The 14,411-nt window shown below is 57.5% G+C and carries 12 protein-coding genes and 1 rRNA gene; 9 read left to right on the forward strand and 4 right to left on the reverse strand.

Going from position 1 to position 14,411, the window contains the following annotated elements; translation table 11 throughout:
* Positions 1 to 37: 37 nt before the first annotated feature.
* The 9 genes from mnmA to CXK91_RS03455 all read left to right on the forward strand — a co-directional run bounded on the left by mnmA (position 38) and on the right by CXK91_RS03455 (position 10,615).
* Positions 38 to 1,165 carry a tRNA 2-thiouridine(34) synthase MnmA gene (gene mnmA / locus CXK91_RS03415; protein ID WP_146048116.1) on the forward strand — a complete coding sequence of 376 codons (1,128 nt, stop codon included), beginning with the start codon at positions 38 to 40 and terminating at the stop codon, positions 1,163 to 1,165.
* Positions 1,162 to 1,800: a high frequency lysogenization protein HflD gene (gene hflD / locus CXK91_RS03420; protein WP_103454967.1), complete on the forward strand. Its 639-nt coding sequence runs from the start codon at positions 1,162 to 1,164 to the stop codon at positions 1,798 to 1,800. The genes mnmA and hflD overlap by 4 nt, the downstream gene beginning before the upstream one ends.
* An 87-nt stretch (positions 1,801 to 1,887) precedes the next feature.
* Entirely contained in the window at positions 1,888 to 3,258 is a 1,371-nt protein-coding gene (gene purB / locus CXK91_RS03425) for an adenylosuccinate lyase (RefSeq protein WP_103454968.1), read from the forward strand.
* Positions 3,259 to 3,334: 76 nt separating this feature from the next.
* Positions 3,335 to 4,501: a cupin domain-containing protein gene (locus CXK91_RS03430; protein WP_103454969.1), complete on the forward strand. Its 1,167-nt coding sequence runs from the start codon at positions 3,335 to 3,337 to the stop codon at positions 4,499 to 4,501.
* Positions 4,494 to 4,919 (forward strand): GNAT family N-acetyltransferase, encoded by a 426-nt coding sequence (locus tag CXK91_RS03435; protein ID WP_103454970.1) that lies wholly within the window; start codon positions 4,494 to 4,496, stop codon positions 4,917 to 4,919. The genes CXK91_RS03430 and CXK91_RS03435 overlap by 8 nt, the downstream gene beginning before the upstream one ends.
* Before the next feature lie 6 nt (positions 4,920 to 4,925).
* Complete coding sequence (locus CXK91_RS03440; protein WP_103454971.1) at positions 4,926 to 5,555, forward strand: histone acetyltransferase HPA2; 630 nt, start codon at positions 4,926 to 4,928, stop codon at positions 5,553 to 5,555.
* Positions 5,552 to 6,361, forward strand: a complete 810-nt coding sequence (locus CXK91_RS03445; protein WP_103454972.1) for a secretin N-terminal domain-containing protein — start codon at positions 5,552 to 5,554, stop codon at positions 6,359 to 6,361. Before CXK91_RS03440 ends, CXK91_RS03445 begins: the two co-directional genes overlap by 4 nt.
* Positions 6,362 to 6,845: 484 nt before the next feature.
* Complete coding sequence (locus tag CXK91_RS03450) at positions 6,846 to 8,441, forward strand: isocitrate lyase (RefSeq protein ID WP_103454973.1); 1,596 nt, start codon at positions 6,846 to 6,848, stop codon at positions 8,439 to 8,441.
* 179 nt (positions 8,442 to 8,620) lie between these two features.
* Positions 8,621 to 10,615, forward strand: a complete 1,995-nt coding sequence (locus CXK91_RS03455; protein ID WP_103454974.1) for a PhoX family protein — start codon at positions 8,621 to 8,623, stop codon at positions 10,613 to 10,615.
* Between the two features lie 54 nt (positions 10,616 to 10,669).
* Here CXK91_RS03455 and CXK91_RS03460 read toward each other — a convergent pair whose 3' ends face one another.
* The 4 genes from CXK91_RS03460 to rrf form a co-directional block, all read right to left on the reverse strand.
* On the reverse strand, positions 10,670 to 11,728 hold the full coding sequence (locus tag CXK91_RS03460; RefSeq protein WP_103454975.1) for an AI-2E family transporter: 1,059 nt from the start codon (positions 11,726 to 11,728) through the stop codon (positions 10,670 to 10,672).
* Between the two features lie 117 nt (positions 11,729 to 11,845).
* On the reverse strand, positions 11,846 to 13,162 hold the full coding sequence (locus CXK91_RS03465) for a Na+/H+ antiporter family protein (protein WP_103454976.1): 1,317 nt from the start codon (positions 13,160 to 13,162) through the stop codon (positions 11,846 to 11,848).
* Between the two features lie 247 nt (positions 13,163 to 13,409).
* Complete coding sequence (gene queD, locus CXK91_RS03470; protein WP_103455015.1) at positions 13,410 to 13,766, reverse strand: 6-carboxytetrahydropterin synthase QueD; 357 nt, start codon at positions 13,764 to 13,766, stop codon at positions 13,410 to 13,412.
* 451 nt (positions 13,767 to 14,217) lie between these two features.
* Positions 14,218 to 14,333: ribosomal RNA gene (gene rrf, locus CXK91_RS03475) — 5S ribosomal RNA — on the reverse strand.
* Positions 14,334 to 14,411 lie beyond the last annotated feature (78 nt).

Raw genomic sequence — 14,411 nt, forward strand, 5'->3', positions numbered from 1 at the left:
AGAATTCCGCTCCTTTGCAGAGCCTCAGCGTATTCCTATGTCTGTATCACCCCTCACCGCCCCGGAAAAAACTCGTGTCATCGTCGGCATGTCCGGCGGAGTGGACTCTTCCGTTTCCGCTCTTCTGCTTCTCGAGCAGGGTTATCAGGTCGAAGGCCTGTTCATGAAGAACTGGGAAGAGGATGACGGCACGGAATACTGTACCGCCAAGGAAGACCTGGCTGACGCCCAGGCCGTATGCGACCGCATTGGCATCAAGCTGCACACCGCCAATTTCGCAGCCGAATACTGGGACAACGTTTTCGAACACTTCCTCGCCGAATACAAGGCCGGGCGCACGCCCAACCCAGACATCCTTTGCAACCGGGAAATCAAGTTCAAGGCCTTCCTAGACTATGCACTGATGCTGGGAGCAGACCTCATCGCGACCGGCCACTACGTACGTCGCCGGGACGTGGATGGACGCAGCGAGCTGCTCAAGGGACTGGATCCGAACAAAGACCAGAGCTATTTCCTGCATGCTGTTGGCGGAGATCAGCTGAGCAAAACGTTGTTTCCTGTCGGCGAACTGGAAAAGCCCGAAGTGCGCGCGATCGCCGAAAAGTACGGCCTCGCCACGGCGAAGAAGAAAGACTCCACCGGCATCTGTTTTATCGGCGAGCGGCGCTTCAGTGATTTTCTCAAGCAGTACCTCCCGGCCCAACCCGGCGATATCGAAACCATCGACGGTGAAGTGATCGGCCGCCACCACGGACTGATGTATCACACCATCGGACAGCGCCAGGGACTGGGCATAGGTGGCCTCAAGGATGCTTCGGATGAACCCTGGTACGTTCTGAGCAAGGACCTGCAGCGCAATGTGCTGGTAGTCGGCCAGGGTAACGATCATCCATGGCTTTTTTCTCGCGCCCTGCTGGCATCGGATATCTACTGGGTGAACCCGATCAATCTCAGTGAGCCACTCAAACTGACTGCCAAGGTTCGCTATCGCCAGGCTGATCAAGCCTGCAGACTGGAAAAGACTTCAGGCGGCTATCGCGCTGTTTTCGAAGCTCCTCAGCGCGCCGTCACACCCGGCCAGTCGGTCGTATTCTATGAAGGCGAAGTCTGTTTGGGGGGCGGAGTGATCGAGCAGGCCGAACCCTGGTTCGAGGGCCGCCCATGAAAGCGCTGGACGAACAGCTGATCGCACTTGGCGCGGTTTTCGAAGCCGCAACACTGGTGGACCGCATCGCTCGTACAGGCCAGATCCCAAGCGCTTCGCTCGGCTGCATGCTTGGCAGTCTACTGGCCCGCAACCCGGAAACCACCCTTGAAATCTACGGCGGCGATGACCTGAACCTGCGAGACGGCTACCGTGCATTGGTCGGCGCGCTGGAGCGCGACAGCAGCACCCTGCAACGCGAGCCGCTGCGCTACGCCTTGGCGATGATCGGCCTGGAGCGCCAGCTCGACAAACGCGACGACATGCTTCAGGTCATCGGCAGTCGTCTTGACCAGATTCAGCAGCAGGTCGAACACTTCGGTATTACCCATGAAAATGTCGTCGCCTCGTTCGGTGGCCTCTATCAGGACACCCTGAGTACTTTCCGTCAGCGCATTCAAGTCCAGGGCGACATGCGCCACCTTCAACAGACGGACAATGCCTCAAAGATCCGCGCCCTGCTGCTATCAGGCATTCGTTCGGCCCGCCTGTGGCGCCAACTCGGCGGACATCGCTGGCAACTGATCTTCAGCCGCCGCAAGCTACTCGATGCGCTTTATCCCAGGCTTCGCTCGACCCAGAGCGAAGACCTCTAACCGCAGCGAATGTGCCGGGTCCACCCGGTACATTCATGTATAATCTGCGCCCTCTTTTCGTTGCCTGACTGTCCGAGAATGCCCTCTATGCAGCTTTCCTCGCTCACGGCGGTTTCCCCCGTCGACGGCCGCTACGCCGGCAAAACCAGCGCCCTACGCCCGATCTTCAGCGAATTCGGTCTGATCCGTTGCCGCGTACAGGTCGAAGTTCGTTGGCTCCAGCGCCTGGCAGCCCATCCAGGCATTCCGGAAGTCCCCCCCTTCTCCGCTGAAGCCAACGCCTTGCTGGACCAACTGGCCGAGAACTTCCAGCTGGTACATGCCGAGCGTGTGAAAGAATTCGAGCGCACCACTAACCATGACGTCAAAGCCGTGGAGTACCTGCTCAAAGAGCAGGCCAAGCAGCTACCGGAACTGGCCAAAGTCAACGAATTCATCCACTTCGCCTGCACCAGCGAAGACATCAACAATCTTTCCCACGCGCTGATGCTGCGCGAAGGGCGCGACAGCGTTCTGCTGCCGCTGATGCGCCAGATCGCCGACTCGATCCGGACCCTGGCGGTGCAGTTCGCCGACGTGCCAATGCTATCGCGCACCCATGGCCAACCGGCTTCGCCTACAACTCTCGGCAAAGAGTTGGCGAACGTCGTTTACCGCCTGGAGCGTCAGATTGCGCAGGTCGAGGCTGTTCCGCTGCTAGGCAAGATCAACGGCGCGGTAGGTAACTACAACGCCCACCTCAGTGCCTATCCAGAGATCGATTGGGAGGCCAACGCGCGCGAATTCATCGAACGTGACCTCGGCCTGTCCTGGAACCCCTACACCACGCAGATTGAGCCGCACGACTACATCGCCGAACTGTTCGACGCCATTGCGCGCTTCAACACCATCCTCATCGATTTCGATCGTGACGTCTGGGGCTACATCTCCCTCGGTTACTTCAAGCAGAAGACCGTTGCCGGCGAGATCGGCTCTTCGACCATGCCGCACAAGGTCAACCCGATCGACTTCGAGAACTCCGAAGGCAATCTGGGGATCGCCAACGCGCTGTTCCAGCATCTGGCCAGCAAACTGCCGATCTCCCGCTGGCAGCGCGACCTCACCGACTCCACAGTGCTGCGCAATCTCGGCGTGGGCTTCGCCCATAGCGTCATCGCTTATGAAGCAAGCCTCAAAGGCATCGGCAAGCTGGAGCTCAACGTTTCCCGCATCGCTGACGATCTGGACGCCTGCTGGGAAGTGTTGGCCGAGCCGGTTCAAACCGTAATGCGCCGCTATGCCGTGGAAAATGCTTACGAGAAGCTCAAGGACCTGACCCGTGGCAAAGGCATTACGCCCGAAGCCCTGCAGACGTTCATTGAAGGGCTGGACATTCCAGTCGAAGCCAAGGCAGAACTGCGCAGACTGACGCCGGCCAATTACATCGGCAATGCCGTTGCCCAGGCCAAGCGCATCTAAGCGATCACATGTATGCACGCCCGGCTGTGCCGGGCGTTTTTATTTTCAGCTCTGTATATAGAGCAAGGTGTTACGCATGACTTCTGATATTCCACTTCAAATTTTGGGCGGCATCAGCGCTCGGGAATTTTTGCGCGATTACTGGCAGAAGAAACCTCTGCTTATTCGCCAAGCCATCCCAGACTTCCAGAGCCCCATTTCACCAGACGAACTGGCTGGCCTTTCTTTGGAAGAGGAAGTCGAATCCCGCCTGATCATCGAGCACGGTGAAAGCCCCTGGGAATTGCGTCGTGGACCTTTCCCCGACGATACCTATCAGCAACTTCCCGAGCGCGATTGGACATTGCTGGTGCAAGCCGTAGATCAGCTGGTACCGGAAGTTGCCGACTTGATCGGGCACTTCCGCTTTCTGCCCAACTGGCGGATTGATGACGTGATGATCAGCTATGCGGCGCCGGGTGGCGGCGTAGGTCCGCATTTTGATAACTACGATGTGTTCCTGCTGCAAGCACATGGCCAGCGACGCTGGCGCATCGGGCAAATGTGCGACAGCGAAAGCCCGATGCTCGCCCACGGCGATCTGCGGATACTCGCCGACTTCCAGGGTACCGACGAGTGGGTACTGGAGCCGGGCGACATGCTTTATTTGCCTCCCCGCCTTGCCCACTTCGGTACTGCCGAAGACGCCTGCATGACCTACTCGATCGGCTTCCGCGCTCCAAGCGCCGCCGAGGTACTGACCCATTTCACGGACTTCCTGGCCCAGTTCCTGCCGGACGAAGATCGCTACAGCGACGCTGATCTGCAGCCGACCGACGATCCGTACCAGATTCAAAGTGACGCGCTGGATCGACTAAAAGCGCTGCTTGCAGAGCATATGAGCGATGAGCGTCTATTGCTCACCTGGTTCGGCCAGTTCATGACCGAACCGCGTTACCCCGAGCGTGTAGAGGGCCCCGGACTGGAGCAAGCCGAGCTGTTATCCGCGCTGGAAGATGGTGCTGTTCTGGTGCGCAACCCAGCAGCCCGCCTGGCCTGGAGCGAAGTGGACATCGGCCTTCTGCTGTTCGCCAGTGGTCAAAGTCGCCTGCTGCCCGCCAAGCTGCGCGACCTTCTAAAGTTAGTTTGCTCAGCCGACGCGTTACATGTCGAGAATATCGGCCCGTGGCTCAGCGACGAAGATGGGCGTAGCCTGCTGTGTGAACTGGTCAAACAGGGAAGTCTGGAGTTTGCTGATGAATAGCGTTCAGGTACGCATCGCCAACTGGGAACAGGACAACGCCGAGCTGCGTCGCATCCGCGAAGCAGTCTTCATAGCCGAACAAGCTGTCCCCCCAGAACAGGAATGGGATGCTGATGATGCCGAGGCCATTCACTTTCTCGCATTGGAGGGTGACTACCCAATAGCCACTGCCCGCCTCTTAACCGACGGGCAGATCGGGCGAGTAGCCGTACTACGCGATTGGCGTGGCATGAACGTTGGCGATGCTTTGATGCGTGCCGTCATTGCAGAGGCCGAACGCCGCGGGCTGACGCAGCAAACACTGACCGCACAGGTGCACGCCACCGCGTTCTACGAGCGCCTCGGCTTTGAAATTGTCAGCGACGAATTTCTCGAAGCAGGCATACCTCATGTCGAAATGCTGCGCCGGAGCCACTGAGACCATATGAGCAATAACGCCCCGGACGAACGAATTGATCAGGCCGAGCTGCCTGCCATCGACTTTCTTTCCCCTGGGCGTTTTGCGCTGCATAACCCGCAAACTGAAATTCCAGAGCCCCAAGGCTGCGATGCTGCGCCTTTTCTTCTCGGTCAACACACATCGCTCCAGCGCTTCAGCAAACCTACCGAGGTGCGCGAGCATGCACTGGCAATGTTGCAGCAGGCGAATCGGTCAGTGTGCATTTGCAGTACTGATCTAGAACCTTGGCTTTATCACCACAGCAGTGTCCAGCAGGCTTGCGCACGCTTGCTTTTGGCTCATCCTCGTAATCAGCTACGCATCCTGATACGTGATCCATCGCGTGCAGTGAAGGAAGGCAATCGGCTGCTGCAGCTTGCCCGCCGCCTGACCAGTAGCGTACATATCCGTAAACTAAACCCGGATTATCCCGAGCCCGGCGGCGCCTATCTAATCGCCGACGACTGCGGGTTACTGGAACGCCCCAAGGTCGACCAATACACTGGCTACGCACTGTACAGTGACCTCGCACGGGTGCGAGTGCGCCAAGCGGAATTCGATAAGGCGTGGGAACATGGACTAACGGATGCGAACCTGCGGAGTTTCCTGCTATGACCCCTCGTACCTTGCTGTTGGCCGTTACACTCAGCGTGTGTCTGCCACTTCAGGCCGCAACTGAAGTCATCCAGTTGAACAACCGGATGGCCGAAGATGTTCTCTCTGTCGCCGAGTCAGTGTTAGGCAATCAGGGACGGGCTACAGCCTATGGCAACCAGCTAATCGTCAACGCACCTGAATCGTTGATCAGCGAACTGCGCCGGGTGGTCGATCAACTGGACGTGGAACCCAAACGTCTACTCATTAGCGTCGACACCCAAGACTCTGCAAGCAGCAGCGCCAGCGGATATCGGGTCGACGGGTCAGTGCGCTCCGGTAACGTGGAGTTCGAAACCGGCCGCGGCGAGATAGGTGGCCGCGACCAGGTACGAATCATCCGCCGCAGCACCAACAGTCGGGACGGTGGCGTACAGCAGATACAGGCCAGTGAGGGTTATCCGGCACTGATACAGGTTGGCCAGAGCGTACCGCTTACCACGCAGAACACGGACGGCTACGGCCAGATCTACCAGCAAACGCAATATCGTGATGTCCTTCGGGGTTTCTATGCCACCGCCACGGTGCACGGCGACCGAGTGCAGATCACCATCAGTAGCACTCGTGACCGGCTCGCCCAGGGCCGTAGTGGTGTCGTCGAGGTGCAGAGCGCCGACACGCGAGTCAGCGGCCGCGTCGGCGAGTGGATCGCCATTGGCGGCATAGATGAAAGCGCCAGTGCCGAACAGCGCGGAACGCTGCGTCGCTACTCGACTGAGGGCGGCCAGAACCTGTCGATGCGCTTGAAGGTCGATGTTCTCGACTGAACGCCAGCGCCTGTCCGGACACTCTCGCAGCAATGTAGTGCCCTGAAAAAAACACTACAAAACGATTGACGATGCTATTTCGGCGGAGCATTATTGCCCCGCTCCCGCTAACCAGGGGCCCTGGCAAGGGTCTCCGGGGCGTGCTCAAGCCAACCAGCCGAGCCGTTCCGTGACTGTACTGCCCACAAGGCGGACTGACGAGGTTGCGACTGGAACGAGTCGTCCTGAGGGACGGGGTAGCGATTGACGCATCAGCCAGACTGACCGCTTCTCGTTGTTGTAGCGCACACGGCAGCCACGCCGGCTGTGGGCGCAATGACCGGAACCAGCCCGGCGATCGTATCCCCCCTTCTCTTGGTTCAATCCTCGTCCCAGTCGATATTTCGACGCTCTGCCGCGTGTTGCCCGCAAAGATCAGCGATAGCACGTAGGTTTCGGTGGGAAAAGTCGGTGCTCAACCACACTTATTTTTGAAGGATTGAACATGTCCGCATATCAAGACGACATCAAGGCCGTTGCCGCCCTGAAAGAGCAATACGGCAGCAGCTGGGCCGCCATCAACCCTGAATCCGTCGCTCGCATGCGCGCCCAGAACCGCTTCAAGACCGGTCTGGAAATTGCTCAGTACACTGCCGACATCATGCGCAAGGACATGGCCGAGTACGACGCCGATTCGTCCGTATACACGCAGTCTCTTGGCTGCTGGCATGGCTTCATCGGGCAGCAGAAGCTGATCTCCATCAAGAAGCACCTGAAGACCACTAACAAGCGTTACCTCTACCTGTCGGGCTGGATGGTTGCTGCTCTGCGTTCCGAGTTCGGCCCGCTGCCGGACCAGTCCATGCACGAAAAAACAGCCGTTTCCGATCTGATCGAGGAGCTGTACACCTTCCTGCGTCAGGCTGACAGCCGCGAACTGGACCTGCTGTTCACCGCCCTGGATGCCGCTCGTGAAGCTGGCGACAGCGCCAAGGCTGCAGATATCCAGAATCAGATCGACAACTACGAAACCCACATCGTACCGATCATCGCCGACATCGACGCCGGCTTCGGCAACCCGGAAGCGACCTACCTGCTGGCCAAGCGCATGATTGAAGCAGGCGCTTGCTGCATCCAGATCGAAAACCAGGTCTCCGACGAGAAGCAGTGCGGCCACCAGGACGGCAAAGTGACCGTTCCGCATGCCGACTTCCTCGCCAAGATCGCAGCTGTGCGTTACGCGTTCCTCGAGCTGGGCATCGACAACGGCGTGATCGTTGCACGTACCGACTCCCTGGGTGCTGGCCTGACCAAGCAGATCGCCGTGACCAAAGAGCCGGGCGACCTGGGCGACCTGTACAACTCCTTCCTGGATTGTGAAGAAGTATCCGCTGCCGACCTGAACAACGGCGACGTGGTCCTGAACCGCGAAGGCAAGCTGCTGCGTCCGAAGCGCCTGCCGTCCAACCTGTTCCAGTTCCGCGCTGGCACCGGTGAAGCACGCTGCGTACTGGATTGCATCACCTCGCTGCAGAACGGTGCAGACTTGCTGTGGATCGAAACCGAGAAACCGCACGTTGGTCAGATCGCGTCCATGGTTGATGAAATCCGCAAGACCATCCCGAATGCCAAGCTGGTTTATAACAACAGCCCGTCGTTCAACTGGACGCTGAACTTCCGCCAGCAGGTGTTCGACGCTTTCGTTGCCGAAGGCAAGGACGTGTCCGCCTACGACCGCGCCAAGCTGATGAGCGTCGAGTACGACGAAACCGAACTGGCCCAGGTTGCAGACGAGAAGATCCGTACCTTCCAGCGCGACGGTTCGGCTCATGCCGGCATCTTCCACCACCTGATTACCCTGCCGACCTACCACACTGCCGCGCTGTCTACTGACAACCTGGCCAAAGGTTACTTCGCCGACCAGGGCATGCTGGCCTACGTGAAGGGCGTCCAGCGTCAGGAACTGCGTCAGGGCATCGCCTGCGTTCGTCACCAGAACATGGCTGGCTCCGACATCGGCGACAACCATAAGGAGTACTTCGCTGGCGAAGCTGCTCTGAAGGCAAGCGGTAAAGACAACACCATGAACCAGTTCCACTAAGAACAGGTTCGCAGCTTCGCAGCTGCGGTGTAGCGAAAAGCCTCGGCACACGTGCCGAGGCTTTTTTTTGCGCGGATGAATGCCCTGCGCTTCGTCGGCCGGGGTTCCAACTGTCATTCTGTTGTCGCATATGCAATTTAGCGTCATGGCTCCGACAACAATTGTTATGGAGCTGCGCCGTGATTACTGAGAACAAAGACATTCTGTTCGGCAACGGGGACGAGTTGCCCAGTAACCATTCAACGAATCCGCATATCCAGGATGTGATCTCCATTGGCCGCCGCAAAGTGCTTGCTGGCGGTGCAGCAATGGGTGCCCTGGCGTTTCTTGGCGTGTCGCTTCCGGGGCTCGTACAAGCAGCCGAGTCACCAGTCCAGGGGCTCAAGGATATTCCGTTCAAGCGTCGTACCCGCCTGCCCTTCACTCCGGTTTCGGTTACTCGGGCAGATACCATCACGGTGCCTGCCGGCTATTCCGCCACCACCTTCATCCCGTGGGGCACTCCTATCACCGGCCGCTATCCTGCCTGGCTGGAAGACGGCAGCAACAGCGCCGAAGACCAGGCTCAGCAGGTGGGGATGCACCACGACGGGATGCACTTCTTTCCAATGAACGCGAAGCTCGGCGGGCGTCAAAGCGACCATGGCCTGCTGGTCCTTAATCACGAATACATCGACGCACCCCTGCTCCACCGCAACGGCCCAACGGTGGTGGACGGCAAGCGCACCAATGTCGATGAGGTTCGCAAAGAGATTAATGCGCATGGCGTGTCCGTGGTGGAAGTCCGCCGCGGCCCACGAGGCGAATGGTCGGTATTGCCGACGGCCCGGAATCGTCGCGTCACCGGCGCCACCCCGATGCGCATCGAGGGCCCCGCCCGTGGTCATGCTCTGCTGCGCACGCGCTATAGCCCGAGCGGCACATCGACCCGAGGCACCCTCAACAACTGCGCCAACGGACACACGCCTTGGGGCACGTACCTGACATGCGAAGAGAACTGGGCCGGGTACTTCGCCACCGCCGACGGTGAAATACCACGCGAACTCAGCCGTTATGGCGTACGCGGTAACGGCCGCTACGGATGGGAGACAGTCGCTGGCGATGAATTCGAACGCTTCAATGCGACCAGCCTCGCCGCCGCTCCGCAAGCAGACTACCGCAACGAGCCGAACACCTTTGGCTGGGTGGTTGAGATAGATCCATTCGATCCTAATGCGACACCTGTGAAACACACAGCCCTAGGCCGCTTTGCCCACGAGGGATTGGTCTTCGCCCCGGTCAAACCCGGGCGTCCAGTCGTCTGTTACTCCGGTGACGACTCTCAGAACGAATACATCTACAAGTATGTTAGCCGTGACAAGTACCGGCCACAGCGCAGCGATGGACGTATTTTGGATGACGGTATTCTCTATGTCGCACGTTTCAACGCTGACGGGAGTGGCGACTGGCTCGCACTTGATCATGCCAACCCTGCTTTTCAAGATGCCTGCCAAGCAGCCGGCGTTCAGTTTGCCGACCAAGGCGATGTGCTGATCAACACCCGACTGGCCGCGGATATCGTCGGCGCGACGAAAATGGATCGACCCGAATGGGGCGCAGTGCACCCAGACACTGGCGAAGTGTATTTCACGCTCACCAATAACAGCGGCCGCCAGGAAGCCGATGCTTCCAACCCGCGTGCACCTAATGCATTTGGCCACATCATCCGTTGGCGCGAAGCGAGCCGTGATTTTGCAGGGACGCGGTTCGAGTGGGACATCTATCTGCTGGCCGGTCCGCAGGAAAACAGCCGAGACCCCAAGGGCCGTGCGCTGAACGACAGCAACATCATGGCAAGCCCGGACGGCCTATGGTTCGACGATGAAGGCAGACTCTGGATTCAGACTGACATGAGCGGCAGCCAGCTGAATTCAGGTCCTTTTGGAAATAATCAAATGCTGGTGTCGGACCCCAAAACAGGCGAGACAAAGCGTTTCCTAGTCGGTCCTAAGGGCGCCGAAGTCACCGGAATAACAGCCACACCGGATTTCCGTACGCTGTTCGTCAACATTCAACATCCGGGAGAAGGCTCCACCTCAACGAACTTCACCAGTAACTGGCCGGATGGGGCTGGGCGCAGACCACGGTCAGCCACAGTGATCATTACTCGCGAAGATGGTAAGCGTTTAATGTGATCCCACCAGGGGGCTGGCTCGGATGCTAGCCCCCTTGCCTCTCATGTTTGGATATCAAGTGAGTGACTGGTCATCTGGGGCACTGAAAAGCCCCCAGGTCGACATGAACAAGGCGGCGATCAGAGGTCCGATGACAAAGCCATTCAGCCCGAAAAGGGCTAACCCACCTAGCGTCGAGATCAGCACGATGTAATCCGGCATCTTCGTGTCCTTTCCAACCAGGATCGGCCTGAGAATGTTGTCCACCAAACCAATCACCAATACGCCGTAAAGCGTGAGCACCACGCCCTGCCAAGTTGCCCCTGTCATGAGGAAGTAAACGGCAACAGGCGTCCAAATCAACCCTGCCCCCACGGCTGGTAGCAGGGACAGGAAGGCCATCAGCACCCCCCATAGTAATGCCCCGGATATACCGAGGACTGCGAAGATGATCCCCCCCAATGCGCCCTGGGTAATGGCAACAACGAGATTGCCCTTGACCGTTGCGCGCACCACCCGCGTGAACTTGCTGAACAGGCGCCGCTTTTGAGCATCGCTCAGCGGAATGGCTTTCCGGATACGAGCCACCAAGTCGCGCCCATCTCGGATCAAAAAGAACAGCAGGTATAGCATCACGAAAAAGCTAACCAGGAACTGAAAGGTTCCTTGCCCAAAGCTAAACGCTTTGGTGGCCAGGAATTGGCTTCCTTCAAGCGCTCCCGTTGCCAACCGCTCGCGCATCGAGTCAAGGTCGCCGAAGCCGAAGCGCTGCAGTTGCTGTTGCACCGATTGAGGTAGTAGCTCGCGAAAGCTGGCGACCCAACTGCCGATATCCAGGTCCCCGCTTTCTATTTGCTTATAAAGCGTTGCCCCTTCCTGGACCAGCATTCCGGTGATAAGGATCACTGGAAGTACTGCCACGACTAGGCATACCAGTAGAGTACACAGCGCCGCCAAGTTACGACGCTGGCTAAAGCGCCGGTACAGATACCGTTGCAAGGGCGCAAAAATGATAGCGAGTATTACTGCCCAGAAGACTGCGCCATAAAAGGGCAAAAGAATCCAGCCGAAAGCAATGGACACCACCACCAGCAGCGCAAGGAATACCTTCTGTTCGAGCATCAGATTGACCATTTCGACCCTACCGCTGCGTTTTGTTCTGTTTAGTCAACGAGCAGCGACACGAGTGCGGCCATACAGCTCAGTGGCCCATTTATGCCGAAAAATCGTAGGCGCAGTACAAAATCCAAATTACAGCGTCATGGCCGCCAACCATCCAAAAGCCAGTAACGGCAGGTTGTAGTGCAAAAAAGTAGGAACAACCGTATCCCAGATATGATTATGCTGCCCGTCAGCGTTTAGCCCCGCAGTGGGGCCGAGCGTAGAGTCGGATGCGGGAGAACCGCCATCGCCGAGAGCGCCTGCAGTCCCGACCAGGCTCACTATCGCCAGCGGACTGAAGCCTAACTCCACCCCAAGCGGAACAAAGATGGCAGCGATAATTGGCACGGTAGAGAACGACGAACCGATACCAATGGTTACCAGCAAACCGACCAGCAGCATCATTAGGGCGCCGATCGCTTTACTGTTGCCGATCCACCCGGCTGAGGCATCTACCAGCAACTTCACTTCGCCGGTTTCACGCATGACCTCTGCAAAACCGGCGGCCGCGATCATGATGAAGCCAATCATCGCCATCATCTTCATCCCATCAGTGAACAGATCATCCGCTTCACGCCAACGAACTACCCCTGATACAGAGAAGATTACGAACCCCGCTAGTGCGCCGAGGATCATCGAATCCAACCAAAGCTGGATCACGAACGCCACGGCCACTGCGATTGCAGCAACCAGTAGTGTCAGTGGGCTGTAAGTCGTGGTCGGCTTGTCGACTTGCTCGACACGTGTGAGATCGTATTCACGAGGCTTTCGATAGCTGTAGAAGGCGATCATCAATCCCGTCAGCATGCCCATAGCAGGAATGAACATTGCCTGGGTAACCTTGATCCCGGCCACATCCACTCCGCTTTTGGCGACGTTTGCCAGCAAAATTTCGTTCAGGAAGATGTTGCCGAATCCGACAGGCAAGAACATGTAGGGGGTAATAAGACCGAAAGCGAGAACACAGGCGATAAGCCGCCTGTCGATCTTCATCCTGGATAGTACATAAAGGAGGGGCGGAACCAGCAACGGGATAAAAGCAATGTGGATAGGCAGAATATTCTGGGATGAGACTGCTACTGCGAGCAGCAATGTGATGAGCATCCACTTCACCGCCCCAGCGCCCTTTATGTCTTGCTTCCCAACCAACGCCAGGGCCTTATCAGCAAGAGCATGAGCCAGCCCGCTCTTTCCGATGGCAACCGCGAAAGCGCCCAGCAGGGCATATGACAACGCTACTGTAGCGCCGCCACCCAGCCCCTTATTGAATGCGGCGAGACTACCATCAATACCTAAGCCGCCAATCAAACCGCCGGCCATAGCCCCGGCAATGAGCGCAACCACTACATGCACTCGGCAAAGACTTAGGATCAGCATTATGCCGACTGCTGCAACAACTGCGTTCATTCTGATTCTCCGTGAAAACGAACTAAGCCGCTTGAAAAGCGCGGTACTCTGCAACAACGAAGCGAAGGTGTCAAAAGGTCGAAATCGCGGGCGCCAATAAGTGGCATCAGCAGCCGGGTAGGCTCTGGCAGCACACCTGCTTATCTATTTGCTTAGTCGAGTTCCATTTATGAGCACCTCTCAGGCACTTTTGCCCAAGAGGAATCAAAGCAGCCATAACCGGCAGCGAGCTTAGCTAATAGATGAATTAGTCGCCGCGGTACTCACAACCGCTGGTGCAGGTTTCATGGATGCGGATACGCGATAGCTCTGGAAGCAACGGTTTTAGCTCGTTCCAAATCCATCTTGCCAAATTTTCACTAGTGGGGTTTTCCAGACCGGGAATATCGTTCAGATAGTTGTGATCCAAAAGCTCGTACAACGGCTTGAAAATAGTTTTGATTTCGCCGAAATCACGAATCCAGCCAGTCTGTGAGTCCACAGGGCCACTGATATACAAAGCAACCCGAAAAGAATGGCCGTGCAGCCGGCCGCACTTATGCCCTTGAGGCACATGAGGAAGACGGTGAGCCGACTCGAACGTAAACTCTTTGAATATTTCCACGAAATGCACTCGCAATCTGGCAGCTGAATCAAGACGCGATTTTACGCGTTTTGGCAGTCCGGTACATGCCTGGAGCCTACAACGACACTTAGAACAGCGAGAATGTAAAAATAAGGCAACCTAGGGCTGATGAAAACGCAGGAGATCATCGCGGACTAGCTGAGAGCTTCTCGGGCATCAGCCAACTCTTGCTGCGCCCCCCCTACAGAAGGCACGCCTGCCACCCATCCCACGCGGGCTCTCAGTTGCTACCTCCTCAAGAAGCCGACTTGTTGCGCTCGGCCATGCCTCCAACTCCAATGAATACAGTAAAAACAAATATCAACCGCACAGCCGGTGGAGATGCCTATCAGACGCGCCATACCACACCGCTGCCGCACTTTCCTGAACTTTATTCCGCCCAAAAGCAAACCCCCGACCGGATTTCTCCGATCGGGGGTTTGGGATAAGAGCTTGACGATGACCTACTCTCACATGGGGAAACCCCACACTACCATCGGCGATGCGTCGTTTCACTGCTGAGTTCGGGATGGGATCAGGTGGTTCCAACGCTCTATGGTCGTCAAGCAATTCGGTTGGGGAGTCGGTGTTGAGTCGCTTCCCCTAATTGGGTATGTGATGTCTGTTTCGGTGTTTCTTGCGAGT

The organism is Stutzerimonas stutzeri (assembly GCF_002909485.1).
In the GTDB taxonomy this organism is placed as follows: domain Bacteria; phylum Pseudomonadota; class Gammaproteobacteria; order Pseudomonadales; family Pseudomonadaceae; genus Stutzerimonas; species Stutzerimonas stutzeri_AH.

Coding starts and splice junctions, on each gene's coding strand:
- mnmA (WP_146048116.1), top strand. CDS start 38: ATGTCTGTATCACCCCTCACCGCCCCGGAAAAAACTCGTGTCATCGTC.
- hflD (WP_103454967.1), top strand. CDS start 1,162: ATGAAAGCGCTGGACGAACAGCTGATCGCACTTGGCGCGGTTTTCGAA.
- purB (WP_103454968.1), top strand. CDS start 1,888: ATGCAGCTTTCCTCGCTCACGGCGGTTTCCCCCGTCGACGGCCGCTAC.
- CXK91_RS03430 (WP_103454969.1), top strand. CDS start 3,335: ATGACTTCTGATATTCCACTTCAAATTTTGGGCGGCATCAGCGCTCGG.
- CXK91_RS03435 (WP_103454970.1), top strand. CDS start 4,494: ATGAATAGCGTTCAGGTACGCATCGCCAACTGGGAACAGGACAACGCC.
- CXK91_RS03440 (WP_103454971.1), top strand. CDS start 4,926: ATGAGCAATAACGCCCCGGACGAACGAATTGATCAGGCCGAGCTGCCT.
- CXK91_RS03445 (WP_103454972.1), top strand. CDS start 5,552: ATGACCCCTCGTACCTTGCTGTTGGCCGTTACACTCAGCGTGTGTCTG.
- CXK91_RS03450 (WP_103454973.1), top strand. CDS start 6,846: ATGTCCGCATATCAAGACGACATCAAGGCCGTTGCCGCCCTGAAAGAG.
- CXK91_RS03460 (WP_103454975.1), bottom strand. CDS start 11,728: ATGGTCAATCTGATGCTCGAACAGAAGGTATTCCTTGCGCTGCTGGTG.
- CXK91_RS03465 (WP_103454976.1), bottom strand. CDS start 13,162: ATGAACGCAGTTGTTGCAGCAGTCGGCATAATGCTGATCCTAAGTCTT.